Source organism: Inquilinus sp. CA228 (genome assembly GCF_052078665.1).
Taxonomy (GTDB): Bacteria; Pseudomonadota; Alphaproteobacteria; order DSM-16000; family Inquilinaceae; genus Inquilinus.
The window spans coordinates 1-22,233 of record NZ_JBQJIK010000084.1 but is presented as its reverse complement, the minus strand read 5'-3'; the positions used below and the strand labels follow the sequence as shown (position 1 = coordinate 22,233).

Annotated in this window: 24 protein-coding genes, 1 tRNA gene and 1 other RNA gene; 10 read left to right on the top strand and 16 right to left on the bottom strand. The window is 69.3% G+C overall.

Annotated features, from left to right (window positions below; genetic code table 11):
* Positions 1 to 130: 130 nt before the first annotated feature.
* Positions 131 to 802: a TetR/AcrR family transcriptional regulator gene (locus ACTOWL_RS31340; RefSeq protein ID WP_441325212.1), complete on the bottom strand. Its 672-nt coding sequence runs from the start codon at positions 800 to 802 to the stop codon at positions 131 to 133.
* 146 nt (positions 803 to 948) lie between these two features.
* Between ACTOWL_RS31340 and ACTOWL_RS31335 the strand changes: the two genes are divergently transcribed.
* Positions 949 to 2,055, top strand: a complete 1,107-nt coding sequence (locus tag ACTOWL_RS31335; RefSeq protein WP_441325211.1) for a hypothetical protein — start codon at positions 949 to 951, stop codon at positions 2,053 to 2,055.
* Between the two features lie 79 nt (positions 2,056 to 2,134).
* Here ACTOWL_RS31335 and ACTOWL_RS31330 read toward each other — a convergent pair.
* Positions 2,135 to 2,211: transfer RNA gene (locus ACTOWL_RS31330), tRNA-Arg, on the bottom strand.
* Positions 2,212 to 2,417: 206 nt separating this feature from the next.
* Between ACTOWL_RS31330 and ACTOWL_RS31325 the strand changes: the two genes are divergently transcribed.
* From ACTOWL_RS31325 to ACTOWL_RS31310, 4 genes are all read left to right on the top strand, one after another.
* The gene (locus tag ACTOWL_RS31325) at positions 2,418 to 2,855 is read left to right on the top strand and encodes a DUF4864 domain-containing protein (RefSeq protein ID WP_441325210.1); all 438 of its coding nucleotides are present in this window, start codon (positions 2,418 to 2,420) and stop codon (positions 2,853 to 2,855) included.
* An 85-nt stretch (positions 2,856 to 2,940) separates the two neighbouring features.
* Positions 2,941 to 3,783, top strand: a complete 843-nt coding sequence (dapD, locus tag ACTOWL_RS31320) for a 2,3,4,5-tetrahydropyridine-2,6-dicarboxylate N-succinyltransferase (protein ID WP_441325209.1) — start codon at positions 2,941 to 2,943, stop codon at positions 3,781 to 3,783.
* 7 nt (positions 3,784 to 3,790) lie between these two features.
* Positions 3,791 to 4,990: a succinyl-diaminopimelate desuccinylase gene (gene dapE, locus ACTOWL_RS31315; RefSeq protein ID WP_441325208.1), complete on the top strand. Its 1,200-nt coding sequence runs from the start codon at positions 3,791 to 3,793 to the stop codon at positions 4,988 to 4,990.
* Complete coding sequence (locus tag ACTOWL_RS31310; protein ID WP_441325207.1) at positions 4,991 to 5,572, top strand: hypothetical protein; 582 nt, start codon at positions 4,991 to 4,993, stop codon at positions 5,570 to 5,572.
* Here ACTOWL_RS31310 and truA read toward each other — a convergent pair.
* Positions 5,557 to 6,303 carry a tRNA pseudouridine(38-40) synthase TruA gene (truA, locus tag ACTOWL_RS31305; RefSeq protein WP_441325206.1) on the bottom strand — a complete coding sequence of 249 codons (747 nt, stop codon included), beginning with the start codon at positions 6,301 to 6,303 and terminating at the stop codon, positions 5,557 to 5,559. The two genes, ACTOWL_RS31310 and truA, sit on opposite strands and share 16 nt — an antisense overlap.
* Before the next feature lie 163 nt (positions 6,304 to 6,466).
* Here truA and ACTOWL_RS31300 point away from each other — a divergent pair, with 163 nt between their 5' ends.
* From ACTOWL_RS31300 to ACTOWL_RS31290, 3 genes are read left to right on the top strand one after another with little or no spacing between them, the layout of a single operon-like run.
* The gene (locus ACTOWL_RS31300) at positions 6,467 to 6,985 is read left to right on the top strand and encodes a hypothetical protein (protein ID WP_441325205.1); all 519 of its coding nucleotides are present in this window, start codon (positions 6,467 to 6,469) and stop codon (positions 6,983 to 6,985) included.
* A gap of 23 nt (positions 6,986 to 7,008) precedes the next feature.
* Positions 7,009 to 7,533, top strand: a complete 525-nt coding sequence (locus ACTOWL_RS31295) for a hypothetical protein (protein WP_441325204.1) — start codon at positions 7,009 to 7,011, stop codon at positions 7,531 to 7,533.
* 13 nt (positions 7,534 to 7,546) lie between these two features.
* Entirely contained in the window at positions 7,547 to 7,972 is a 426-nt protein-coding gene (locus ACTOWL_RS31290; protein WP_441325203.1) for a hypothetical protein, read from the top strand.
* Here ACTOWL_RS31290 and fmt read toward each other — a convergent pair.
* The 7 genes from fmt to ACTOWL_RS31255 form a co-directional block, all read right to left on the bottom strand.
* Complete coding sequence (fmt, locus tag ACTOWL_RS31285; protein ID WP_441325202.1) at positions 7,969 to 8,883, bottom strand: methionyl-tRNA formyltransferase; 915 nt, start codon at positions 8,881 to 8,883, stop codon at positions 7,969 to 7,971. The genes ACTOWL_RS31290 and fmt overlap by 4 nt on opposite strands.
* Positions 8,884 to 8,900: 17 nt before the next feature.
* The gene (locus ACTOWL_RS31280) at positions 8,901 to 9,224 is read right to left on the bottom strand and encodes a YbaB/EbfC family nucleoid-associated protein (RefSeq protein WP_441325201.1); all 324 of its coding nucleotides are present in this window, start codon (positions 9,222 to 9,224) and stop codon (positions 8,901 to 8,903) included.
* Positions 9,221 to 11,035 carry a DNA polymerase III subunit gamma/tau gene (locus ACTOWL_RS31275; RefSeq protein WP_441325200.1) on the bottom strand — a complete coding sequence of 605 codons (1,815 nt, stop codon included), beginning with the start codon at positions 11,033 to 11,035 and terminating at the stop codon, positions 9,221 to 9,223. Before ACTOWL_RS31275 ends, ACTOWL_RS31280 begins: the two co-directional genes overlap by 4 nt.
* A gap of 83 nt (positions 11,036 to 11,118) precedes the next feature.
* An RNA gene (ffs, locus tag ACTOWL_RS31270) (signal recognition particle sRNA small type) lies at positions 11,119 to 11,219 on the bottom strand.
* Positions 11,220 to 11,282: 63 nt separating this feature from the next.
* The gene (locus tag ACTOWL_RS31265) at positions 11,283 to 12,065 is read right to left on the bottom strand and encodes an IclR family transcriptional regulator (protein WP_441325199.1); all 783 of its coding nucleotides are present in this window, start codon (positions 12,063 to 12,065) and stop codon (positions 11,283 to 11,285) included.
* Positions 12,066 to 12,080: 15 nt separating this feature from the next.
* Positions 12,081 to 12,821, bottom strand: a complete 741-nt coding sequence (locus tag ACTOWL_RS31260; protein ID WP_441325198.1) for an SDR family NAD(P)-dependent oxidoreductase — start codon at positions 12,819 to 12,821, stop codon at positions 12,081 to 12,083.
* 13 nt (positions 12,822 to 12,834) lie between these two features.
* A complete protein-coding gene (locus ACTOWL_RS31255) occupies positions 12,835 to 13,356 on the bottom strand; it encodes a 2,4'-dihydroxyacetophenone dioxygenase family protein (protein ID WP_441325197.1) in 522 nt (173 codons plus the stop codon).
* Positions 13,357 to 14,678: 1,322 nt separating this feature from the next.
* Here ACTOWL_RS31255 and ACTOWL_RS31250 point away from each other — a divergent pair.
* Positions 14,679 to 15,203 (top strand): Dps family protein, encoded by a 525-nt coding sequence (locus ACTOWL_RS31250; RefSeq protein ID WP_441325196.1) that lies wholly within the window; start codon positions 14,679 to 14,681, stop codon positions 15,201 to 15,203.
* Positions 15,204 to 15,548: 345 nt separating this feature from the next.
* Here the strand turns inward: ACTOWL_RS31250 and ACTOWL_RS31245 are convergent, their stop codons facing one another.
* Together ACTOWL_RS31245 and ACTOWL_RS31240 are read right to left on the bottom strand one after the other, a co-directional pair.
* Positions 15,549 to 15,767: a DUF1427 family protein gene (locus ACTOWL_RS31245; protein ID WP_441325195.1), complete on the bottom strand. Its 219-nt coding sequence runs from the start codon at positions 15,765 to 15,767 to the stop codon at positions 15,549 to 15,551.
* A gap of 10 nt (positions 15,768 to 15,777) precedes the next feature.
* Positions 15,778 to 16,746 carry a quinone oxidoreductase family protein gene (locus ACTOWL_RS31240; RefSeq protein ID WP_441325194.1) on the bottom strand — a complete coding sequence of 323 codons (969 nt, stop codon included), beginning with the start codon at positions 16,744 to 16,746 and terminating at the stop codon, positions 15,778 to 15,780.
* 83 nt (positions 16,747 to 16,829) lie between these two features.
* On the opposite strand from ACTOWL_RS31240, the gene ACTOWL_RS31235 reads away from it, so the two are divergent.
* Positions 16,830 to 17,753 (top strand): LysR family transcriptional regulator, encoded by a 924-nt coding sequence (locus ACTOWL_RS31235; protein ID WP_441325193.1) that lies wholly within the window; start codon positions 16,830 to 16,832, stop codon positions 17,751 to 17,753.
* A gap of 20 nt (positions 17,754 to 17,773) precedes the next feature.
* On the opposite strand, the gene ACTOWL_RS31230 is transcribed toward ACTOWL_RS31235, so the two are convergent.
* From ACTOWL_RS31230 to ACTOWL_RS31215, 4 genes are all read right to left on the bottom strand, one after another.
* On the bottom strand, positions 17,774 to 18,094 hold the full coding sequence (locus ACTOWL_RS31230) for a hypothetical protein (protein WP_441325192.1): 321 nt from the start codon (positions 18,092 to 18,094) through the stop codon (positions 17,774 to 17,776).
* Between the two features lie 437 nt (positions 18,095 to 18,531).
* Entirely contained in the window at positions 18,532 to 19,815 is a 1,284-nt protein-coding gene (locus ACTOWL_RS31225) for an MFS transporter (protein WP_441325191.1), read from the bottom strand.
* 365 nt (positions 19,816 to 20,180) lie between these two features.
* Positions 20,181 to 20,522 carry a hypothetical protein gene (locus ACTOWL_RS31220; protein WP_441325190.1) on the bottom strand — a complete coding sequence of 114 codons (342 nt, stop codon included), beginning with the start codon at positions 20,520 to 20,522 and terminating at the stop codon, positions 20,181 to 20,183.
* A gap of 70 nt (positions 20,523 to 20,592) precedes the next feature.
* Entirely contained in the window at positions 20,593 to 21,978 is a 1,386-nt protein-coding gene (locus ACTOWL_RS31215; RefSeq protein WP_441325189.1) for an amidase, read from the bottom strand.
* Between the last annotated feature and the right edge of the window lie 255 nt (positions 21,979 to 22,233).

Sequence of the window (22,233 nt, the reverse complement as noted above, 5' to 3'; positions counted from 1 at the left end):
CGATGAGGAACCATGGACGCGATCTTTGGGCTGCCGCCTCACGGGGTAGTCGCGAATGACCCCTTGCGGTCACTATATGCGCAATGCCGCGGCACCGGCAAGGCATGGGCGGCAGGAGTGTAGGCAGGAGTCATCGGCCTGCCCGCCCCCCGCTCAGGCAGGCCTGCGCGCCGGCCAGGAACAGCCGGACGCCGCGATGGGCGCGCTCGCGCTTGGCGGCCGTCAGCCCGGGCGGCTCGATGCCCTGCACCGCCTTGTGGAACGGCCCCGAGGCGATGGCGTGCATGAACTGCTCGGCGGCGAAGCCGAGATCCTCGGCCGCCGCGCCGGGTGCCACATCGGCCAGGATGCGTTCGACCGCCGCGGTCGTGTCCGCGACCGGGACGGCGAACACGATCCTGGCCAGCACCGGGAACCGGAGCGCCTCGGCCACCGTGACGCGGTACATGGCGAGCACCTCCGGCTGCAGGATCCAGCCCAGGATGTGATCGGCCGCCGCCAGCAGCCGGTCCTCCAGCGTGGCGCCGGGATCGGTCGGCAGCGGCGGCATGGCGTGCCCCGCGGCATGCCGCCGCACCGCCGCCTCGAACACGGCGATCTTGTCGGGCAGATGCCGGTACAGCGTCCGCTTGGTCACGCCGGCCGCATCGGCGATCGCCTCCATGCTGGTGCCGGCGAAGCCCTGCTCCATGAACAGCCGCTTCGCCGCATCGAGCATGGCGTCGCCCAGCCGCCCCGCCTCCTCGCCGGATGGGCGCCCGGTGCGGCGGGCGCCGGCTTCGGGAGTCTCGGACACTGGCATGGCTCGACCTCGGGTCACCCGGGATGGAAACAACTCTACCGTCCCACAACCGTCATGGGGGTCTGGAAAAAGATACGATAGTGTATACTTATAGGATCGACCCGTGGCGACCGTCCACAGGCCGCGCCGATTCAGGAGCAGCAGGCATGCCCAAGCCGACAGACCATTCCCGGACCGTCCGCATCGCCGATCGTCCGGACGACTACCGGCGCCTCGGCATCGATCCCGTCGAGATCCGCCCCTTCGAGGACGGGCAGCGGATCGAGCCGGCGCCGGGCGCCTATGAGTGGTGGTACTTCGACGCCCATCTGGACGACGGCGCCAAGCTGGTCGTGGTCTTCTACACCAAGCCGCTGATGGCGCCCGGCGTCGTGCTGGCACCGATGATCACGATCAATCTCGACCTTCCCGACGGACGCTCGATCGTGAAGACGCTGCATGTCGCGCCGGACGCCTTCTCGGCCTCCCGGGATGGCTGCGACGTCCGGATCGGCGACAACCGCTTCACCGGCGACCTGCACCGCTATCGCATCACGGCGTCGATCGAGGAGGTGTCGGTCGATATCGAGATGGTCGGCGAGATCCAGCCCTGGCGGCCGAAATCCGGGCACATCTATTTCGGCGCCGAGCGAGGGGAGCACCTGTTCGCCTGGCTGCCATCGGTGCCGCAGGGGCACGTGACCGCAACCTACAGGGTCGGGGCGCAGGAGCGGCGGACGACCGGCATCGGCTACCACGACCACAATTGGGGCGACGTGCAGATGCCCCAGCTGATGCACAACTGGTACTGGGGGCGGGCGAAGGTCGGGCCCTACACCGTGATCGCCTCCTATATCACCGCGACCGAGGATCATGGCTTCGAGCCGCTGACGATCTTCCTGCTGGCCAAGGACGGCCGGATCGTCGTCGACGACGCGGCCAAGGTCAGCTTCAGCACGGACGGCGTCAGCACCGACGCCGTCACCGGCAAGCCGGTCGCCGACATCACGCGCTACGAGTACCGCGACGGCGAGGAGCGCATCGTCGTCACCTTCCGGCGTGAGAAGACGGTCCTGCAGCGCCGGTTCCTGGACCTGGCGCCATGGTGGAAGCGCCTGGTGGCGAAGCTGGCCGGCATCAACCCCGCCTATCTCCGCTTCACCGGCCAGGTCACGCTGCAGCGCTTCGCCGGAGCCGAAACGGTGGAGAGGATCGAGCAGGAGGCGCTGTGGGAGCTGATGTATTTCGGCCGCCCTCGTCCGCCAGCCATGTGACCCGGGCGCGATGGCCTGAAACGGCAAAAGGCCGCTCTCAGGTTGCGGCCTTCGGAAACTTTCGATCTGTCTGGGTAAATGGCGCGCCCGAAGAGATTCGAACTCCTAGCCTTCTGATCCGTAGTCAGATGCTCTATCCAATTGAGCTACGGGCGCGTTGTGTGGGGCGTCGTCGCCGCCCCGTCGTCAGGCGGGCGGAACCTAGTCGATGCCCGACCCGGATTGCAAGCCCCATTTTCATCGATCCGACACGAAACGAGGCATGCGACGGCCGCATGGGCGGCGGCCCCTGCCCTGCGCCTGCTTTCCGGCCGCCCCCATCCGCGCCATCTCCCTTCCAGGGACAAAAAAGGGAGGCCATCATGGGGCTGGTGTGCGACGTGGTCGGGCGCGTTCTCGCCCTTTTCCTGCTGATCGCGATGCCCGCCTTCGCCCAGGCGCAGTCGGGCGACATGGACAAGAGCGCGATCGTCGGCCTGATCCAGAAGCAGCTCGACGCCTTCCAGGGCGACCGGGCGGCGGAGGCCTTCGGCTATGCCTCGCCGAACATCCAGCAGATGTTCGGCACGCCGGACAACTTCCTGGCCATGGTCAGGCAAGCCTATCCGCCGGTCTACCGGCCGCGCTCGGTCGATTTCCGCGAGCTGGTCACCAGCGAGGGCCGGATCGTGCAGAAGGTGCTGTTCGTCGGCCCGGACGGGGTGCCGGTGATCGCCGAATACTTCATGGAGCGGCAGCCCGACGGCAGCTGGCGAATCGATGGCTGCCGGCTGGACCGCGGCGGCGACCAATCGGCATGATAGCTAGTCCGAGGGTGGCGTTGACAAGCCGGACGGGGGCGCCCCATCGTGCGGGCCCGACACCAGTGACTGCCGACTTCCCGCCATGACCGACACCGCGCTGAAGACCGCCATCGAACAAGCCTGGGCCGACCGCGACAGCCTGACCTCGGCCACCACCGGCCCGGCCCGCGACGCCATCGAGGCGGCGCTGGAAGGCCTCGATTCTGGCGCCCTGCGCGTGGCCGAGAAGGTCGACGGGCAATGGCAGGCGCACCAGTGGCTGAAGATGGCGGTGCTGCTGTCCTTCCGCATCACCGACAGCCAGATCGTCGCGGGCGGGCCGGACGGCGCGGTCTGGTACGACAAGGTGGCGCCGAAGACCCTGGGCTGGGGCGAGAACCGCTTCCGCGAGGCCGGGTTCCGCAGCGTGCCGGGCGCGGTCGTCCGCCGCTCCGCCTACATCGCGCCGGGCGTCATCCTGATGCCCAGCTTCGTCAATGTCGGCGCCCGGGTCGACAGCGGCACCATGGTCGACACCTGGGCCACCGTCGGCTCCTGCGCCCAGATCGGCCGCAACTGCCACCTGTCGGGCGGCGTCGGCATCGGCGGCGTGCTCGAGCCGCTGCAGGCCAACCCGGTGATCATCGAGGACGACTGCTTCATCGGCGCCCGGTCGGAGGTGGTCGAGGGCGTGATCGTCGAGCGCGGCTCGGTGCTGTCGATGGGCGTGTTCCTGAGCGCCACCACCAAGATCGTCGACCGCGAGACCGGCACGGTCAGCTACGGCCGGGTGCCGGCCTATTCGGTGGTGGTGCCGGGGGCGCTGCCCGGCAAGGCGCTGGCCGACGGCTCGCCCGGCCCGTCGCTGGCCTGCGCCGTGATCGTCAAGCGGGTGGACGAGCGCACCCGGTCCAAGACCTCGATCAACGAGCTGCTGCGCGACTGAGCATTCGATGGTGCCCCCTTATCTCGGCCCGGCCGCCCCCGACCCGATCGCCCTGACCCAGGCGCTGATCCGCTGCCCCAGCGTCACCCCGGCCGATGCCGGGGCGCTGGCGGTGCTGGCGGCGGCGCTGGCGCCGCTCGGCTTCCACTGCGAGCGGATGCGGTTCGAGGCGCCGGGCACGGCGCCGATCGACAACCTCTATGCCCGGATCGGCGGCGGCCGGCCGCATCTCTGCTTCGCCGGCCACACCGACGTGGTGCCGCCGGGGGACGAGACGCGCTGGCGCTTCCCGCCCTTCGAGGGCCGGGTCGCCGAGGGCCGGATCTGGGGCCGCGGCGCCTGCGACATGAAGAGCGCGGTCGCCGCCTTCGCCGCCGCCGCCGGGCGCTTCATCGCCGCGCGCGGGCCGGAGTTCGGCGGCTCGATCAGCCTGCTGATCACCGGCGACGAGGAGGCCGAGGCGGTCAACGGCACGGTCAAGGTGCTGCAGACCCTGGCGGCGCGCGGCGAGGCGATCGACGCCTGCATCGTCGGCGAGCCGAGCAGCAGCGAGGCGGTCGGCGACACCATCAAGATCGGCCGGCGCGGCAGCCTGACCGGCCGGCTGACCGTGCGCGGCGCGCAGGGCCATGTCGCCTATCCGCACAAGGCCGACAACCCCCTGCCCCGGCTGGTGCGGATGCTGGCGGCGCTGAGCCCGGGAGGCTCGGGAGGCTCGGGGCCGGAGATCGACGCGGGCAGCGCCCATTTCGACCCGTCGACGCTGGCCATCACCACCATCGATGTCGGCAACCCGGCCGCCAACGTGATCCCGGCCGAGGGCCGTGCCACCTTCAACATTCGGTTCAACGACACCCGCACGGCGGACAGCCTGGGCACCTGGATCCGCGAGCGCTTCGATGCGGTCGGCGGCGACTACGCTTTGGAACTGCGCAGCGGCGCCGACAGTTTCCTGACCGCGCCGGGCGAGTTGACCGGGCGCGTCGCCGGGGCGGTGGAGCGGGTGACCGGCCGCCGCCCGGCCTTCAGCACCTCGGGTGGCACCTCCGACGCCCGCTTCGTCAAGGATTACGCGCCGGTGGTCGAGCTCGGCCTGGTCAACGCCACCATCCACAAGACCGACGAGAATGTGCCGGTCGAGGAGATCGAGACGCTGGCCCGGATCTACCAGGCGGTGCTCGAGGACAGCTTCCCGGAGAAGGGCTAGATGGCGGTGTCTTCGGGCGACATCATCCGCGGCGTCTGGGGCGCGTGGCGCCTGGCCAAGCGCGATGTTGGCGGCATGGCCATGTTCGACATCTCGCCGGACGGGGCGGCCAAGAGCTTCTTCGCCGCGGTGCTGGCCTTCCCGCTGTACCTGATCATGGCCATGCTCGTGTCCGGCGCGGGATGGTCGCGGCTGCTGCAGCCCTGGCCCCTGCTGGTCGAGACGCTGGGCTTCGTGATCGGCTGGATCCTGATGCCGGCCGCCCTGACCTGGATCCTGCCCCGTCTCGGCCGCTCGGGGCGCCTGGAAGAAGGGATCGTCACCTACAACTGGGCGCAGCTGCTGATCACCGTCACCCAGTTCGGGCTGGTGCTTCTGTTCGTCGCCGGGCTGCTTCCGGGCCCCCTCAGCACCGTGGTCGGCCTCGGCGTGGCGCTGCTCTGCTACCTCTATGAGGGCTTCGTGCTGAAGACGGCGCTGGAGGTCGAGATCATGATCGCGGCCGGGCTCGTGGTGGCCGACGTGCTCGTGTCCAGGCTGCTGGCCGAGTGGGTCGACCTGATCGTTCAGGCGTCCCTGTAGCGCACCCACAGGAAGCACAGCCCGTCCGGCGGAGCGGTGGCGCCCGCGGCGGCGCGGTCGCGCGCCGCCAGCACCTCGGCGACCCAGCCGGGCGGGCGCTTGCCCTCGCCCACCAGCTTCAGCGTGCCGGCGATGTTGCGGATCTGGTGGTGCAGGAAGGACCGGGCCTCGGCCTCGATCTCGACCGCCTCGCCGCGGCGCATCACGTCCAGCCGATCCATCGTCCGCATCGGCGACTTGGCCTGGCATTCGGCGGCGCGGAAGCTGGTGAAGTCGTGATGGCCGACCAGGTGCTGCGCCGCCTCGTGCATCGCCGCGGCGTCCAGCGGCCGCGACACCTGCCAGGCCTGCCCGGCCTCCAGCGCCAGCGGCGCGCGGCGGTTGACGATGCGGTAGCGATAGGCGCGCAGGATGGCGGAGGTGCGGGCGTCGAAGCTTTCGTCCACCGCCTCCGCCGCCAGGATCGCCACCGGCCGCGGCTTCAGGTGGAAATTGACCGCGTCGCGCACCGTGCCGGGGTCGGTCGGGCGGGCGATGTCGGCATGCGCCACCTGCCCGATCGCATGCACCCCGGCATCGGTGCGGCCGGCGGCGGTGATCCGCACCTCTTCGCCGCAGAAGCCGAAGATCGCCTCCTCGACCGCCTGCTGCACCGACAGGCCATTCGCCTGCCGCTGCCAGCCGACGAAGGGCCGTCCGTCATACTCGATGGTGAGCTTGTACCGCGCCATGCGCCGCACCATAGCGGCCCCGGCGGGAAGCGCCAGATGCAGCCTTCGGGCGGAAGCAGGTATGTTCGGGCTTTACAGGCCCTGCCTTGCTCCGCCACTGTTAGGCATTCGATCCGAATTTTATGGTTTTGAGGGTCGAACGCAGCGCGCTCCGGGAGCCGCCGTGGACATTGGCGTGATGCGGATTTTGAGGGGGGATTCGTTGGTCGCATTGACATTTCTGCGCCGCCGCGCGGTCGGCGGAGCATTGATTGCCGCGATGCTCGGCCTCACGGCCTGCATGTCGGCCCAGGAGCATCGTCAGGCGGTTTCCGCGGGTCAGGGCGACAGGCTGACCGTCGGCACGGTTCAGCGCGAGATCAAGGTCGGCATGACCAGCGGCCAGGTGGTCGAGATCCTGGGCTCGCCGAACATGGTGACCACCGACGAGCAGCGCCGTGAGGTCTGGGTTTACGACCGGGTCTCGACGGAGACCGCCTACTCCACCAGTTCGGGCGGCGTGAACGCGCTGGTGCTCGGCGGGGCGGGCATCGGTGCCGGGCTGCTCGGCGGCGGCGTCGGGGGCGGCGTCGGCCAATCCGCCGGGGCGGTTTCGCAGACCCAGCGGACCATCACCATCATCATCAAATTCGACAATCAGAGCCGGGTGCGCGACTTCGCCTATCGGTCCAGCGCCTTCTGAAATCCTTTTCCGGAATCACGATTATGAAACGCATTCTTCTGGCGGCATTATCCGCCCTGTTGCTGTCGGCCTGCGAGCAAGGCATTCCCAAGGAGGCGCTGCAGCTGTCCCAGGAAAACCTGCAGATGCGGCAACTCCAGACCCGGCGCTTCGACAGCGCGGATGAAGGCAAGCTGCTGCAGTCCAGCGCCGGCGTGCTGCAGGATCTCGGCTTCACCATCGATCAGAGCGACACGACGGTCGGCGTCATCGCCGCCAGCAAGAACCGGGACGCGACCGAGACCGGGCAGGTCGTCGGTGCCGTGCTGCTCAGCATGCTTTCGGGGGTGCCCCAGGCCTTCGACAAGGACCAGAAGATCAAGGCCAGCCTGGTGACGCGACCGATCGGCGACGGCAAATCCACCGCCGTCCGCGTGACCTTCCAGCGCTATGTCTGGAACAGCAGGGGCCAGGTCTCCAAGGTCGAGGGCCTGAACGATCCTCAGCTCTACAAGGAATTCTTCGACAAGCTGAGCCAGTCCGTATTCCTGACCGCCAACGAGATTTGAGTCTGACGGGAAAATGAAGAAGATCATTGCGACAGCGCTCGTCCTCGCCGCGGCCCTTTCCGCCACCGCCTGCCAGGACGACAGCCGAAAGCAGGTGCTGGCGACATCGGCATCCGCAGTCCAGCTGCGCAGCATCCAGAGCCGGGCGTTCGATACGACGGACCAGCAGAAGACGCTGCGCACCGTCATCGCCACGCTGCAGGATCTCGGCTTCGTCGTGGACAACGCCAACGCCATGCTGGGGACGGTCAGCGGCACCAAGCTGGACGGCTATGCCCTGCGCATGACGATCAGCGTCCGGCCGAGAGGAACGACCCAGCTGCTGGTCCGCGCCAACGCCGACTACAACAGCCAGGCGGTCGAAGACCCGCTGCCCTATCAGCGGTTCTTCGCCGCGCTGGAGAAGGCGATGTTCCTGACGGCGCAGCAGGTCGACTAGAGACAGGTGCCGGCCGGGATCGGGAAGCCGTTCAAGAGGTCGCGCGCCGTCATCGGTGCCTTGCCCGGGCGCTGCAGCCGGGTCAGGCGGATGGCGCCATGGCCACAGGCCACGGTCAGTTCGTCGTCCAGCACCGTGCCGGGCGCGCCCGAGCCGGCGACGAGCGTTGCGGCCAGCACCTTGATGCGCTCGCCGTCATGCAGGAACCAGGCGCCCGGCTTCGGTGTCAGCGCCCGCACTTGGCGGTCGAGCGCGACGGCATCGGCCCAGTCGATGCGCTCGTCCTCCGGCCCGATCTTGGCGGCGTAGGTGACGCCCTCCTCCGGCTGCGGAATCTCCGCTGCCTCGCCCGCGGCCACGGCGTCCATCGCCGGCACGATCAGCCGGGCGCCGAGCGCCGCCAGCGCGTCGTGCAGCTCCGGCGTCGTCGCCTGCGGCCCGATCGGCACCCGCCCGGCCAGCAGCATCGGACCGGTGTCCAGCCCCGCCTCCATCCGCATGATGGTGACGCCGGTCTCGCCATCGCCCGCCAGGATGGCGCGGTGGATCGGCGCGGCGCCGCGCCAGCGCGGCAGCAGCGAGGCGTGGATGTTGAAGCAGCCCAGCCGCGGCGCGGCCAGGATCGGCCGCGGCAGGATCAGCCCATAGGCCGCGACCACCGCGGCGTCGAGCTTGAGGTCCCGGAACTCCGCCTGGGCCTCGGGCGTCCGCAGCGTGGCCGGGTGGCGGACCGGCAGCTGCGCCGTCGCCGCGGCGCGGTGCACGGCGGAGGGCTGCAGCTTGTGGCCCCGCCCCGCCGGGCGCGGCGGCTGGGTGTAGACGGCTGCGATCTCGTGCCCGGATTCGATCAGGGCGAGCAGCGCAGGCACCGCGAAATCCGGCGTGCCCATATAGGCGAGGCGAAGCGGCATGGGATCGGTGCGGCCGCTCAGAACGGCAGCTTCATCCCCGGCGGCAGCTTCAGCCCGCCCATCAGCTTCGAGGTCTCGGCCTGGACCGCGTCCTCGACCTTGCCCTTGGCGTCGTTGAAGGCGGCGACGATCAGGTCCTCCAGCACTTCGACCTCGGACGGGTCGACCAGCGCGGGATCGATCTTGAGCGAGCGCAGCTCGCCCTTGCCGTTCAGCACCACCGCGATCATGCCGGCGCCGGCCTGGCCCGGGACCTCGATCTCGCCCAGGCGGGACTGCATCTCGGCCATCTTGGCCTGCATCTCCTGCGCCTGCTTCATCATCTGTCCGAGATTCTTCATGCCTCTCGCGGCTCCTCTTCATCGGTGGCGTCGGGGGCTGGGTCAGCGCCCGGCAGGGCCCCGTCATCCTGCTCCACCGGGTTGCGCAGGTCGCGGATCACCGCGCCCGGGAAGGTGCTCATCACCGCCCTGACCAGCGGGTGCTCGGCCGCCCGGGCCAGCGCGTTCTCGCGGTCGGTCCGGGCCTGCTGGTTCAGCGTCGGCGCGCCTTCGGCGCCGGAGACGCTGACCACCCAGCGCTCGCCGGTCCAGTCGCGCAGCGCGGTGCCGAGGCGGTTGGCCAGGTCCGGGGGCGCCGATTCATGCGGCCGGAACTCCAGCCGTCCCGGCTCGAAATGCACCAGGTGCACCGCGCTCATCAGCTGGCCGTGCAGCACCACGTCGCGATTGAACGCGATCTGCACCAGCTCCTCGAAGCTTTTCGGCTCGGCCCGCAGCGCCGGTGCGGCGACAGGCACCGGGGCCGGCGCCAACGACACCGGCGCCGGCTCGGCCGGAACCACGGACAGTCCGCCGCCCACCGCCGCCATCCGCGAGCCGCCGGGTCCGGGCCCCGGGACCGGGCCGGCGGTCACCGCCCCCTGGCTCTGCAGGTCGCCGAACTTGCGCACCAGCTCGCCCGGACTGGGCAGGTCGCTCATGTAGAGCAGGCGGATCAGCACCATCTCCAGCGCCGCCTGCGGGTTCGGCGCGGCCTGCACCTCCCCCGCCCCCTTCAGCAGGGTCTGCCAGGCCCGGGTCAGGCCCGGCAGCGAGATTTTTTCGGCCAGGCCGCCGCCGCGCTTGCGCTCGACCTCCGGCACCGCCGGGTCGTCCAGCACCGCCGGGACCATGCGGGCGCGGGTGACGAAGTGGATGAAGTCCAGCAGGTCGCCCAGCACCGATTGCGGGTCGGCCCCGGCCCGGCGCGCCGCCTCCAGCCCCTCGAGCATGCGCGGGCCCTCGCCGGCGAAGGCCGCTTCCAGGATGTCGATGACGCTGGAGCGGTCGGCCAGGCCCAGCATCTCGCGCACGCTCGCGGCGGCGATGAACGGCTTGTCGCCGACCGGCGCGCCCTGGGCGATGGCCTGGTCCAGCAGCGACAGCCCGTCGCGGGCCGAGCCGTCGGCGGCGCGGGCGATCATGCCGACCGCCTCCGGCTCCGCCGCCACGCCTTCCTTGTCCAGGATCTCGCTGAAATAGGCCTGCAGCTGGTCGGCGCCGATCCGGCGCAGGTCGAAGCGCTGGCAGCGCGACAGCACCGTCACCGGCACCTTGCGGATCTCGGTGGTGGCGAAGACGAACTTCACATGCGGCGGCGGTTCCTCCAGCGTCTTCAGCAGCGCGTTGAAGGCGTTCTTGGACAGCATGTGCACTTCGTCGATGATGTACACCTTGTACCGCGACCCCACTGGCCCGTAGCGCACGCCGTCGATGATCTCGCGGATGTCGTCGACGCCGGTGCGGCTGGCGGCGTCCATCTCCATCACGTCGAGATTGCTGTCGGCCAGGATGCTGCGGCAGGGCTCGCATACGCCGCAGGGATCGGCGGTCGGCCCGCCCTTGCCGTCCGGCCCGACGCAGTTCAGCGCCCGGGCCAGAATCCGCGCCGTGGTGGTCTTGCCGACGCCGCGCACCCCGGTCAGCACGAAGGCATGCGCCAGGCGGCCGGAGGCGATGGCGTTGGTCAGGGTGCGCACCAGCGCGTCCTGGCCGATCATCCCGGCGAAGGTGGTCGGCCGGTACTTGCGCGCCAGCACGCGGTAGGCCGCCGGCTTGGCCGGCCGCGGCGCGTCGTCTAGTCCGAGGGGCAGGGCTGCGTCATCGCTCATGGCGCGCGATCATAGGGAATGGAAGCCGTGGTCGAAAGGCCGAAGCACGACCTGTCGGGCGAAGAGCGATCGGAGGATGGTGGAAGGTGGGAGACCGGCAGCGACCCGTATCGAAACTCGTTACGGCTGCTTCCTTCCGGATCTGACCGGGTTGGCGAGGGACACGCCCGCGCCGATCTCCCGCGCCCTATATCGGAGTTTTGGACACCCTAGGCAAGGGCGGAAATGACAGGACCGTGTCGCCGGCTCAGCGCACGCCCTCGGCCGCCAGCGCGGCGATGCGCCGGCAGCAGGCCAGCAGCGGCCCGGCATAGCGCTCGGGGTCGTCGATCGCCGCCCGGTATTTCGGGATGCTGACGCTGATGCAGCCGATCGCCCCGCCCGCCCCCGCGATCGCGCCGCCATAGCACCAGATGTCGGCCTCGTTCTCCTCGGCGTCGACGGCATAGCCGCGGGCACGGATGCGCGCGATTTCCGCCGCCAGCGCCGCGACTGTCGTGAGGGTCTGCGGCGTCATCGCCGTGAGCGCGAGCTGCGGCAGCAGCGCCGCGGCTTCTTCCGGCGGCAGCGCCGCCAGCCAGGCCTTGCCGACCGAGCTGGAATGCAGCTTCACGCGGGTGCCGATGCGCGAGGCCATGCGCACCGCCTGCGGGCTCTCCAGCTTGTCGACATAGATCATCTCGGGACCGCTGCGGACGGCCAGATGCACGGTCTCGCCGGTGGCGTCGCGCAGCCGGGCCAGCTCCGCCGCCGCGATCAGGCGCAGCTCGAACCGGTCCCAGGCGCGGGCGGCCAGCGCCATCAGCCGCGGGCCCAGGCCATAGGCGCCGCCGCGCGGCACCTCGGCCAGCATGCCCTCGGCCTGCAGCGCCGCGACGATGCGGTGCACGGTCGGCCGCGGATGGCTGGTCAGGCGGGCGATCTGCGCCACCGAGACCGGCTCGGCCGCGTCGGACACGGCCTGCAGCACCGCCATCGCCTTGCCGAAGGCGGCCGCCCCCTGCACCGCCGCCGCACCGCCCTGCCCCATCGCCTGCCCCTCCCCTCAGGCGACGAGATAGCCGCCATCGACCGGCAGCGCCACGCCGGTGATGAAGCCGGCGGCCGGGCTGCACAGGAAGGCGACGGCCTGGGCCACCTCCTCCGGCCGGCCCCAGCGGCCCATCGGGGTGCGGCCCAGGATGGCGCCGGAGCGGGCCGGGTCGTCCTGCAGCGCCCGGGTCAGCGGCGTGGCGATCCAGCCCGGCGCCACGGCGTTCACCCGGATGCCGTCCTCGGCATAGGCGATCGCGAGCGACTTGGTCAGCTGCAGCACCCCGCCCTTGCTGGCGCTGTAGGCCGGCACCAGCCCGCCGCCGAAGAAGCTGAGCATCGAGGCCGTGTTGACGATGCAGCCCTTGCCCTGCCGCAGCAGCGGCCGGGCGGCGGCGCAGAGCCGCATCGTGCCGGTCAGGTTGACTGCCAGCACCTGCTCGAACACCGCAGGGTCGTGCTCGGCCCCGCGGCGGATCACCCCGGCGCAGTTGACCAGGATGTCGAGCCGGCCGAGCCCGCCGACCAGCGCCTCGACCGCCGCGGCGTCGGTGACGTCGAGCTCGGCCAGGCGCGCGCCCTTCGGCGGCTCGGCCCCCGAGGCCGGGGCGGCCCCCGCGGCCGGGGCTAGGCCGGCGGCGGTCACGGTCGCCCCCAGCCGCGCCAGCTCGGCCGCGACGGCGGCGCCGATGCCCTGGGTGCCGCCGGAGACGAGCGCCGTGCGGCCGGCGAAAAGGTCCGGCTGGAAGGTCATGCCGGCGGTCCCGTCAGCGGAGGAACTGATCGACGTAGTCCGCGCCGAGCCCGGCTTCGGTGTAGTGCTTGCGGCACATGTCCAGCTTGGTGAACACGTCCTCGTAGCCGGTGTGCTTGCCCCAGGGGTCGACGTAGTACATGACGCCGTTGACCTGGAAATAGGTGATCATCTCCTCGACATGCTCGTCGACCACCAGGGTGTGGGTCTCGCCCGGCGGCTCGAAGACGTAGCTGCCTTCGGTGGCGATCCAGTCATGCTCCAGGTAGCGCCAGCTGCCCTTCAGCACGAAGCCGTGCACCGGCCCGGGATGGCGGTGGCGGCTGAGCACGCCGGCCTTGCGAACCCGCAGCAGGTTCATCCAATAGCCGCTCGAGATGTTGAGGCAAAGTGGCCGGAACCAGACATTCTCGGCCTGCGGCACCCAGACCCGCTCATCCTGCGGCACGGCCTCGGGCACGACGATGTCCCGCAGCGCTTCGGGCGGGTTCGGATACTGGTAGGGCATCCGCCTGGTGTCGGCGTCGGCTGGCATTGACGCTGTCCTCCGTTTGTCCACATTATGGACTATATATCCATTTTGTGGACAAACACTGGACCCGGGATCGGGCGCCTGTCAATGCCGGACAAATGCGCCGCGTCGGGAGTCGGCGGCGCGCGCCCCCACCCCTCCCTGCGAGGAGGAGATGAGTCAAACGGGCGAAGTTGCCAACTGATCGAGGCAATCTGCTGGCGTGTGTGCGCCAAATCCGGACATAGATCCTGCGCCCCGAAAGCGGCCATTTTCCGGGTCGGGCCGACGAGCCCTAACGAGACGCTATATCGTGTGCCGGCGAAGGCGCCCGGTCACCGGCCGGTCACCCTGAGCAGCGCTAGCCCCGGCCGTGAGACGGCATCGTCAGCAGCGGGCTGTTCGGCGCCCTCCCACTCGTCGCCCCGTGTGAAGCGGAGGTCGCCGGCGACGGCACCGGCCGCGAGTGCGACGTTGTCCTCGGCAGGTGCCACTGGGACACGTCGTTGACGATCGGCGGTGAGCCGATGCCACCGGCGCAGGGGCTTCCGATCTGGGTCGGATCGACGATGCATTGGGCCATCGCGGCCGGAGCGGTCGCAATGGTCAGGCTGGCGGCCAGAGCCAGACGGATCCATGTGATCATGTCCGTCATATTTGCAGCGATCGGCCGGCTTCAATTCCATCGGCCTGCGGTGCGATGTTGCGCCGCGTCGGACGCTCGATCAGCGTCTTGCTTCCCCAGCCGGAGAATTGGTCCCACAAGCGTGCGAGATTCGCCGGCCCGTCTATGAGACGCCAGCATCAGGGCCGGAATATTCGGGTTTATGACGCGCGGTTGTCCGGCCGATGAAGAATTCGTAAAGCCTATCCCCATTCGCTTCGACAGCCCCATCTGTTGCAGTGCACCAGGCTGTCGGGCGCCTTCCCAGCCAGGCTTGGTGCGGTCGAGCGCCTGGATCCGGCGAACGCCAGGCGCAAGATCGGGCTGGCGGGCTGCACGCTCTCCGGCGATCGCTGGCCAGGAGAAACAACGTGTCCGGTATCCGAGCCACCCCGGGACGTTTCAACGTGCGGGCGATCGCAGCAGCGCTGCCGGCCACGGCGAAGACGCTGCTCGTCGACACCTATCTGACCGGGAACCCGCGAGCGCCAGAGTATTCCGCGTGTACCGGGGAACGCCGCCCCATTGCCATGCAACCTGCGACGAGTATCTCTTCGTGCTCTCGGCGCAACTCCCTCTTCTTCGATCGTGGGACCGTCACGCCCTGCCGGACATCATCGAGGAGCCGATCGTCTATGCCGAGACATATGTTGATCCTGCATCTAAACCTCAGGGGTGAACCATGAGCTCCGGAAACCCGAATGCCGCCCGCCGTCCGGGCGGGCTGACCGATCTCTCCGCCGATGCGACGCGGGACATCGGCGCCGCACTCCGCGGCCTGCTGGCGGATGTGTTCGCGCTCTACCTGAAGACGAAGAACTTCCACTGGCACATGAGCGGGCCGCATTTCCGCGACTACCACCTGCTGCTGGACGAGCATGGCGACCAGCTGTTCGCGATGACCGACGCGATCGCGGAGCGCGGGCGGAAGATTGGCGCCGCCACGCTGCGGTCGATCGGCGACATCGCCCGGCACCAGCGCATCGCCGACAACGATGCCGATCATGTCGAGCCGCAGGACATGCTGGCCGAGCTGCGCGACGACAATCTCCGCCTGACCCAGGCGATGCGTCAGGTCCACAACACCTGCGACGAGTATGGCGATGTGGCGACGGCCAGCCTGCTCGAGAACTGGATCGATGAGACCGAGCGCCGCACCTGGTTCCTGTACGAGGCCGCTCATCGGGCGCCCGGCGCAAACCACTGAGCCGATCATCGGCGAAGGGCCGGCCTGGATCGGCCGACCCCTCCGCCCAGACGGACACCGCTCACCGGCTCTTGCGGACCTGGAAGGTACGCCAGGGCAGATGGACCGGAGCGCACCGGGTGCTCTACTGGTACGACGTCCTGTGTCCCCACTGCCATGTCGGCCAGCAGCGCAACGGGCGAGAACCCGAAACGAGCGTTCCGGCAGCGGGCCATCACCGCCCTGACCCACGACAAGCATAGAGGCCCCGCCAATTGCACCCTAGCCCGGCTGAGGGCGCCATTTCGGGACATTGCCATGGCGCCCCGAAGCCGGGCTGTGGTCGATCCGCAGGATCCGTCCGGCTCAGCGCGCCGGCCCGGCATGATCGGGAACCTGCTGGGCCGAGCTGTGGGCAGGCGGCGCGACATGGGACCGCACCGCGGTCACCATCTGCTCCCCCAGCACCATGCCCAGCAGGCCGACCAGGGCGATCAGTGGCGGGGCCGGGGAGCGGATGTGCAGGAGGCCATAGGCCACGCCGACGGCCAGACCCATGCCGAACGAGACGAGTGCGCCGATCATCGCCGCCTCCCTATTCCTGCGGCCGCAGCACGATGCGGCCGGCCGCGCCTGCCGCGACCTTGCGATACGCCTCTTGCGCCTTGCCCAACCCGCACGCCTCGGCAATCGGCGCTGCGCGGTAGTCGCCCGCCATGAACCCTGGGGTCAGCGCCTCCAGCACCTTGGCCGACGCCGCCAGATCGCGCTTCAGCGTGTCCACACCGAAGAGCCGGCTCTCGTTGTGATAGAAATCGGCGAGGTCGAAGCTCACTTCGCGCTGGCCCGTCGCGGCGATTTCGACCAGCCTGCCGCCGAGGGCGAGGCTGTTGACGGCGTTGCGGAACATGACGCCGCCGACCAGATCGAACACGACATCCGCGCCCTTGCCGCCGGTGGCCGCATGCACAGCGGCCGGCAGGTCCTCTGCCCCGATGATCAGCGTCTCCGCGATGGCAAGCACCGGCGCGGCGGGGTGCGGCGGGCGCCTGTCGGCGCCGATGACGCGTGCGCCGAGGCGCCGGGCAATCTGCGCGGCAGCGCCGCCGACGCCGCCTCCGGCGCCGATCAGCAGCACGGTCTCGCCGCTCCGGAGGCCTGCCGCTTCGAGGCCGCACCAGGCGGCCATGTAATTGACGCCGACCGATGCCGCCTCGTCGAAACTGAGGGTGTCGGGCTTCCGGCGCAGGCCTGCCGCGGGGATGGCGATCAGCTCCGCATGAGATCCGTCGCGGGTGAAGCCGGTGTCGCCGCCCGTGCCCCAGACCTCGGCTCCGATCCATTCGGCCGGGCCTGCCTCGACGATTCCGGCGAAGTCCCGGCCAGGGATGCGCGGCAGTGTCGTCTGCTTCATCGACCCGCCGACGTTCTTGACATCGCTCGGGTTGACGGAGGCCGCCATGACCCGGACCAGCGCCGTGCCTTCACTGACTGCCGGCGCGGGCACTTCCACCAATTCCAGGACAGATGGATCCCCGAAGGCCTCGAACCGAACCGCACGCATGACCTGCTCCTTCCGGCGGCTAATTGCGCCAGGACGAAGATGAGGGCCCGTGCACCGGTCGGAAAGCCGGTGTGGAGGATGCTATGCTTCCGGATATCGGAAGCATGGAGGATGGCGTGGCTGACGGCATCGGCGACATCGAACTGTTTCGCGCCATCGTCGAGGCCGGCGGCATCACCGCCGGAGCGCTGGCGACGGGCTCTTCTCCGCCGGCGGTCAGCCGCCGGCTCTCGGTGCTGGAAACGCGCCTTGGCGTCCGGTTGGCCGAGCGCAGTGCGCGGCGCTTCCGCCTGACCGACGAGGGAACGCTGTATTACGAGCATTGCCGAACGATTCTCGCCGATATGCGCAACGCCGAAGCCGAGGTTTCGGCGCGGGGCGCGACAGCTCGCGGTCTCTTGAAGGTCGGTGCGCCGACGGAGCTTGGCCGGCGCCGGATCGCACCGCTGCTGGCGGAGTTTGCCGCACGGCATCCGGGGCTGGAGGCCCATCTGGTGCTCTCCGACGCCGGCCTCGAGGTCGGGCAGGACGCCCTTGACGTCGCCCTCCGCATCGATCGGCCCGACGACCCCGCGGTCATCGCGCGCAAGATCGCGTCGGTCCGGCGCATCGTCTGCGCCGCCCCGTCCTATTTGGCGGCCCGTGGAATTCCGGAAAGGCCCGCCGATCTCGCCGGCCATGAATGCCTGCGGCTCGCCCGCCGCCACCGCCTGCATGACCGGTGGCGGTTCCGCACCGGGAGCGGCGCGGAGGAGATCAAGGTCGGCGGCCATCTCTCCAGCAGCAGCGGCGACGTGCTCCATGGCTGGGCGCTTGAAGGTCGGGGCCTTTCGCTCGAGGCGCACTGGGACGTGGCCGAGGATCTGGAGGCCGGACGGCTCGTCGAATGCCTGGCTGATCATTGGTGCGACAGCATCGATCTCTTTGCGACCTTCCCGCCCGGCCACCCGGTGCCGCCGCGAATCCGGCTCTTCGTGGATTTCATGGCGGCGACGCATCTCAGTTGAAAAATTGAGCTGCTGCTCGGTCAGTCCGTAGCCACGCGAGCTCCTCGGCCGGGTCCACGCGCCAGGGGAATGCGTCCTTCAGCACGTCGGAGAGCGGCTGCTGTGCGTTGGCGCCGGGTTCGACAAGGACGTCCGCTCTGGAGGGGAATCTTCTCGTTCCCGACCGGCGTGCCGTCGGGGCGGAAGACCTGGGCGGCGGCGTACTGGACGTCCTCTTCCAGGTACGGCGAGTCCCAGATGACGACGATGTTGCCGTTCTTGAGCTTGGTGACGTCCGGGTTGTCCTGCCACGCGCCGTTCCAGGTGTTGACGACGAATTCGGGTGTGACGGGTCCCGGCATGCACTCAGCCCTCCTCGATTCGGTGCCACCCTGGGCGGCCGCGACGCGCTCCGGCTTTTCAGATTGATGTGTTCCTTGTCATGCAATCTGCGGGCGGTCGGCGTCGCTTTCATGACATGGGCCGATCGCCGAAGGACCGTCGGCAGGTGCGGCGCAATCGCCGTCCCCGCACGTCACGAAGCGGCCCAGGGGATGCGCTCGCATGCGAATCTGGCCCGCCAGATCCGCGATGTGCCGGACGGAGAGAAAATCCAGTTCGTAATCACGCCTTGAGCGCTGCGCCCCGGATTCCGCCCAGGCGCGTCTGTCGGGTCGGCCGCCCGACCTTGCGAAGCGACGGACAGGATCCGGTCGCCGCGCGGCCGGCCTGCCGCGTGATCCTGCCACGAAATCCTCCGAAGCTGGCATCGGCCGGCCAGTCCTGGTGACGGCCGGCGTCAGCGCAGCGGTTGGCCGGTCCGATCCTTCAGCCCGAGCACGGCGACCAGCGAGATCGCGCAGGCCGCCGCAAGATAATAGGCCGGCGCCATGTCGTTGCTGCTGCGCTGGATCAGGTAGATGGCCACCAACGGCGTGGTGCCGCCCAGGATGCCGAGCGCCAGGTTGTAGCTGAGGGACACCGCCGTGCAGCGCACCCGGGCCGGGAACATCTCCACCATCAGCGCCGGCACCGTGCCGGAATAGCCGGCGACGAGCAGGGCCAGCCCGATCTGGCCGACCGCGATGGATGACAGCACGCCGCTGTCGAGGAGCCGGAACAGCGGCCAGCTCAGGACGACCAGCCCGACCAGCGCTGCCGTGAGCACCCGTTTGCGTCCGAACCTGTCCGACAGCATCCCGACGCATGGCACCAGCGCCAGCATGCCGATCATGCTGACCGTGTTGATTTCCAGCGCCTTGTATGCGGGCAAGGCATCTGTCTGCTGCAGATAGGTCGCGAGATAGATGAACACCATGTAGAAGCTGACGCCGAAGCCGACATTGATGGCGAAGCTTCGGATGATCGCGCCCCACTCCGTCGCGAAGGCCTCGACCACCGGCAGCCGCGTGACGCGCGCGGCGGGCGCCGGATCGTCCTCCGCCAGATGCATCCGCAGGTACAGTGCGGCACCACCCAGCAGGATCCCGGAGAGGAAAGGCAGGCGCCAGCCCCAGGATGAAATGGCATCGGCATCGAGCATGCCGCTGACCAGGGTGCCGGCGGCGGAGCCGAGCAGGATTCCGCTGCTGGCGCCGAAGCAGCTCCAGCTTCCGGCGAAGCCGCGCCGCCCCGGCGCTGCCCGCTCGACCAGGAAGACGATCGACGTGGCGAACTCACCACCGATGGAAATGCCCTGCAGCAACCGCATTGCGATCAACAGCACCGGCGCCATCACGCCGATCGCGGCATGGGTCGGCAGCAGGCCGATCACGAAGGTGGCCAGCGCCATCGCCACGACCGAGATGGTGAGAGCGCGCTTGCGGGTGTAGCGGTCGCCGATATGGCCGAAGATGACGCTGCCGAGCGGACGCATCATGTAGGCCGCGGCGAACACGCCGAAGGCCGCGAGGAGCGAGGCGGTGTGGTCGTCCGAGGGGAAGAAGGCGCGGCCGATGACCGGGGCGAAATAGCCATAGAGGGCAAAGTCGTACCATTCCAGCACATTGCCGATCGCGCCGGCGAGCAATGTCCGGCTGCTCCGGTCCGAAGAGGCCGCCCCGGCCGCCAGCGTCTGTGACATGATCGAGTCCTATCGCAAGGGTTCGACGGGATTTCACATCCGTCGTCCTCCGCCAGATCCGGGCCCTCCGAGAGGTACCGAAAACCGCGGGCAGGAACGCGCGGCGCGGCACGGCTCGGCCTCAGGCAGACAGCCAACATCGTCACCGTATCGGGCATCGAAGGGGCGAGTTGTGCCGGATGTCTCAGGGGCGTCGGCACGGAATCTCAATCTGCCGACCGACCGAGCGTTCCGGCAGAGGAAGGTCTCGGACAGCCTGGCGGCCGTCTTGCGGATCGTCATGGCTTTCATGACATGGGCCGATTCGGATCGAACGCAGCCGGCACGCTGCGCTCCACCCACAGCCCACCAGTCGGCCGGTATGCTCAGTGCCGCGTCATGCGTCTCTCGTCGACCGACCTATCGATCCAGGCCACCAACTCCAGCAGATTTTTTCTGACCGCCAGCTTGTGCTCTGGCTTGCTTACCATCTCTCCATAGATCTCCAGCACCAGATATTCCGCCACGAGATCTCTAAACTCCATCATCTCATCGATCGAATTTTCGCAGAGATCAATATATCTATATCCGTCATCGTAATTTTCCTTGAACTTCATTAAGTACTTCTTCTCTCCGACCTCCGAGATACAGAACAGGATCATCGAATAGATCAGGCGGCTGGACGCGCCCCAGACCCTGCCGCTGCCATCCACATCAATCACGCTCATGGCCCGGATCCTCCGATGCCACTCAACCGTCAACCAGCAATGCTCATCTAAAATCGAGCCATCAAGACTATCACAGCACCGGCCAAGGACGCTGCGGGCTGCGGCGGTCCTCATAGGCCTGGGCCAGGCGCAGCACGCCGAGGTCGTCGAAGCGCCGACCGACAATCTGCAGCCCGATCGGCGCCCCGGCCGCGGTATAGCCGCAGTTGATCGAGACGGCCGGCTGCTCCGACATGTTCCAGGGCACGGTGTAGCCGATATGCTCGAACGGCTTCTCCGGGTCGTTGATCGGCGAGGCCCAGTCCGCCGGGAAGCGGGCGACCGGCGCGGTCGGCGACAGCACGAAGTCGAGCCCGGTGAACAGCCTGGCGGCGGCCTTGCGGATCGCCATGGTCTGGTTGAAGCCGCGGATCACGGCGAGGCCGGAGCGCTGGGCCCCCGATTCCGCCCAGGCGCGGATATAGGGCAGGATCTTCGCCCGCCCCTCCTCCGGCAGCTTCTCGACATCGTCCCAGGCCCGGGCCCGCCAGAAATCGTCGAGCCCGTCCAGCATCTCCCGGGTCAGGATCGCCGGCACCGGCTCGACCACGGCGCCGGCGCCCTCGAGCAGCCGGGCGGCGGCGGTCACCGCCTCCCCCACCTCCGGGTCCAGCGCCATGCCGGCGCCGATCTCCATCATCAGGCCGATGCGCAGTCCCCTGGGATCGATGGCGAGGTCGGACCAGGCGATCTCCGCCGGCGGCAGGTTCATGCCGTCGCGCCCGTCCGGCCGTGACAGCACCGACATGACCAGCGCGGTGTCGGCCACCGTCCGGGTCATCGGCCCGGCGACGCGGCCGACATAGGGCGGATCGATCGGGATCCGCCCCAGGCTGGGCTTCAGCCCGACGATGCCGCACCAGGCGGCCGGCAGGCGGATCGATCCGCCGATGTCGGTGCCGATGTGGATCGGCCCGTAGCCGGCCGCGGCCGCCGCCCCCGCCCCGGCGCTGGAGCCGCCCGGGTTGGTCGACAGGTCCCAGGGGTTGCGGGCCAGCTTGTGGAAGCTGGAGAGGCCGGAGGACAGCATGCCGTAATCCGGCATGGTGGACTTCGCCAGGATCACAGCGCCGGACTCGCGCAGCCGGGCCGCGGGCGGTGCGTCCTCGGCCGCCGGCACCAGCAGAGCCGCGGCGGTGCCGACCGGCACCGGCACGCCCCTGGTGGCGATGTTGTCCTTGATCGTCACCGGCACGCCGTCGACCGGCCCCGCCGGCTGCCCCTCGGCCCAGCGCGCGGCCGAGGCCGCGGCGGCGGCGCGGGCGCCGGCCGCATCCAGCGCCCACAGCGCCTGCAGCTTCGGCTCCCAGGCCTCGATCCGCTGCAGCACCGCCTCGGTCACCTCGACCGGCGACAGGCTGCGGTCGCGGTAGCGGGCGACGAGATCGACGGCGGAGAGATCGGCAAGCGAGGTCATGCGTCACCGCTGAGCAGGAAGACGGATGTCAGATAACCGGAAATCCGGCGCCCGACCAAGCCGAATGGCCGGACATTTCCTGTCCGGCCCCGTTTTCTGCCCGCAGGGTTGCGGCGGAAGCGCGCTAACCTGGATATCTCACACTTGGCCGGGGGGAGGAGGCGGTTGCCGCGGGATAGCCGGGGTTATTGAGGAGGTCGCACGGCCAGTGCCGCGGGAGCGGCTGGCTGGGGTTCGACGGTGTTTCGGTGCTGT

Excerpts from the sequence above, each read along its gene's own strand:
- ACTOWL_RS31340 (WP_441325212.1), bottom strand. The coding sequence starts at position 802 with ATGCCAGTGTCCGAGACTCCCGAAGCCGGCGCCCGCCGCACCGGGCGC.
- ACTOWL_RS31335 (WP_441325211.1), top strand. The coding sequence starts at position 949 with ATGCCCAAGCCGACAGACCATTCCCGGACCGTCCGCATCGCCGATCGT.
- ACTOWL_RS31325 (WP_441325210.1), top strand. The coding sequence starts at position 2,418 with ATGGGGCTGGTGTGCGACGTGGTCGGGCGCGTTCTCGCCCTTTTCCTG.
- dapD (WP_441325209.1), top strand. The coding sequence starts at position 2,941 with ATGACCGACACCGCGCTGAAGACCGCCATCGAACAAGCCTGGGCCGAC.
- dapE (WP_441325208.1), top strand. The coding sequence starts at position 3,791 with ATGGTGCCCCCTTATCTCGGCCCGGCCGCCCCCGACCCGATCGCCCTG.
- ACTOWL_RS31310 (WP_441325207.1), top strand. The coding sequence starts at position 4,991 with ATGGCGGTGTCTTCGGGCGACATCATCCGCGGCGTCTGGGGCGCGTGG.
- truA (WP_441325206.1), bottom strand. The coding sequence starts at position 6,303 with ATGGCGCGGTACAAGCTCACCATCGAGTATGACGGACGGCCCTTCGTC.
- ACTOWL_RS31295 (WP_441325204.1), top strand. The coding sequence starts at position 7,009 with ATGAAACGCATTCTTCTGGCGGCATTATCCGCCCTGTTGCTGTCGGCC.
- ACTOWL_RS31290 (WP_441325203.1), top strand. The coding sequence starts at position 7,547 with ATGAAGAAGATCATTGCGACAGCGCTCGTCCTCGCCGCGGCCCTTTCC.
- fmt (WP_441325202.1), bottom strand. The coding sequence starts at position 8,883 with ATGCCGCTTCGCCTCGCCTATATGGGCACGCCGGATTTCGCGGTGCCT.
- ACTOWL_RS31280 (WP_441325201.1), bottom strand. The coding sequence starts at position 9,224 with ATGAAGAATCTCGGACAGATGATGAAGCAGGCGCAGGAGATGCAGGCC.
- ACTOWL_RS31275 (WP_441325200.1), bottom strand. The coding sequence starts at position 11,035 with ATGAGCGATGACGCAGCCCTGCCCCTCGGACTAGACGACGCGCCGCGG.
- ACTOWL_RS31265 (WP_441325199.1), bottom strand. The coding sequence starts at position 12,065 with ATGGGGCAGGGCGGTGCGGCGGCGGTGCAGGGGGCGGCCGCCTTCGGC.
- ACTOWL_RS31260 (WP_441325198.1), bottom strand. The coding sequence starts at position 12,821 with ATGACCTTCCAGCCGGACCTTTTCGCCGGCCGCACGGCGCTCGTCTCC.
- ACTOWL_RS31255 (WP_441325197.1), bottom strand. The coding sequence starts at position 13,356 with ATGCCAGCCGACGCCGACACCAGGCGGATGCCCTACCAGTATCCGAAC.
- ACTOWL_RS31250 (WP_441325196.1), top strand. The coding sequence starts at position 14,679 with ATGAGCTCCGGAAACCCGAATGCCGCCCGCCGTCCGGGCGGGCTGACC.
- ACTOWL_RS31245 (WP_441325195.1), bottom strand. The coding sequence starts at position 15,767 with ATGATCGGCGCACTCGTCTCGTTCGGCATGGGTCTGGCCGTCGGCGTG.
- ACTOWL_RS31240 (WP_441325194.1), bottom strand. The coding sequence starts at position 16,746 with ATGCGTGCGGTTCGGTTCGAGGCCTTCGGGGATCCATCTGTCCTGGAA.
- ACTOWL_RS31235 (WP_441325193.1), top strand. The coding sequence starts at position 16,830 with ATGCTTCCGGATATCGGAAGCATGGAGGATGGCGTGGCTGACGGCATC.
- ACTOWL_RS31230 (WP_441325192.1), bottom strand. The coding sequence starts at position 18,094 with ATGCCGGGACCCGTCACACCCGAATTCGTCGTCAACACCTGGAACGGC.
- ACTOWL_RS31225 (WP_441325191.1), bottom strand. The coding sequence starts at position 19,815 with ATGTCACAGACGCTGGCGGCCGGGGCGGCCTCTTCGGACCGGAGCAGC.
- ACTOWL_RS31220 (WP_441325190.1), bottom strand. The coding sequence starts at position 20,522 with ATGAGCGTGATTGATGTGGATGGCAGCGGCAGGGTCTGGGGCGCGTCC.
- ACTOWL_RS31215 (WP_441325189.1), bottom strand. The coding sequence starts at position 21,978 with ATGACCTCGCTTGCCGATCTCTCCGCCGTCGATCTCGTCGCCCGCTAC.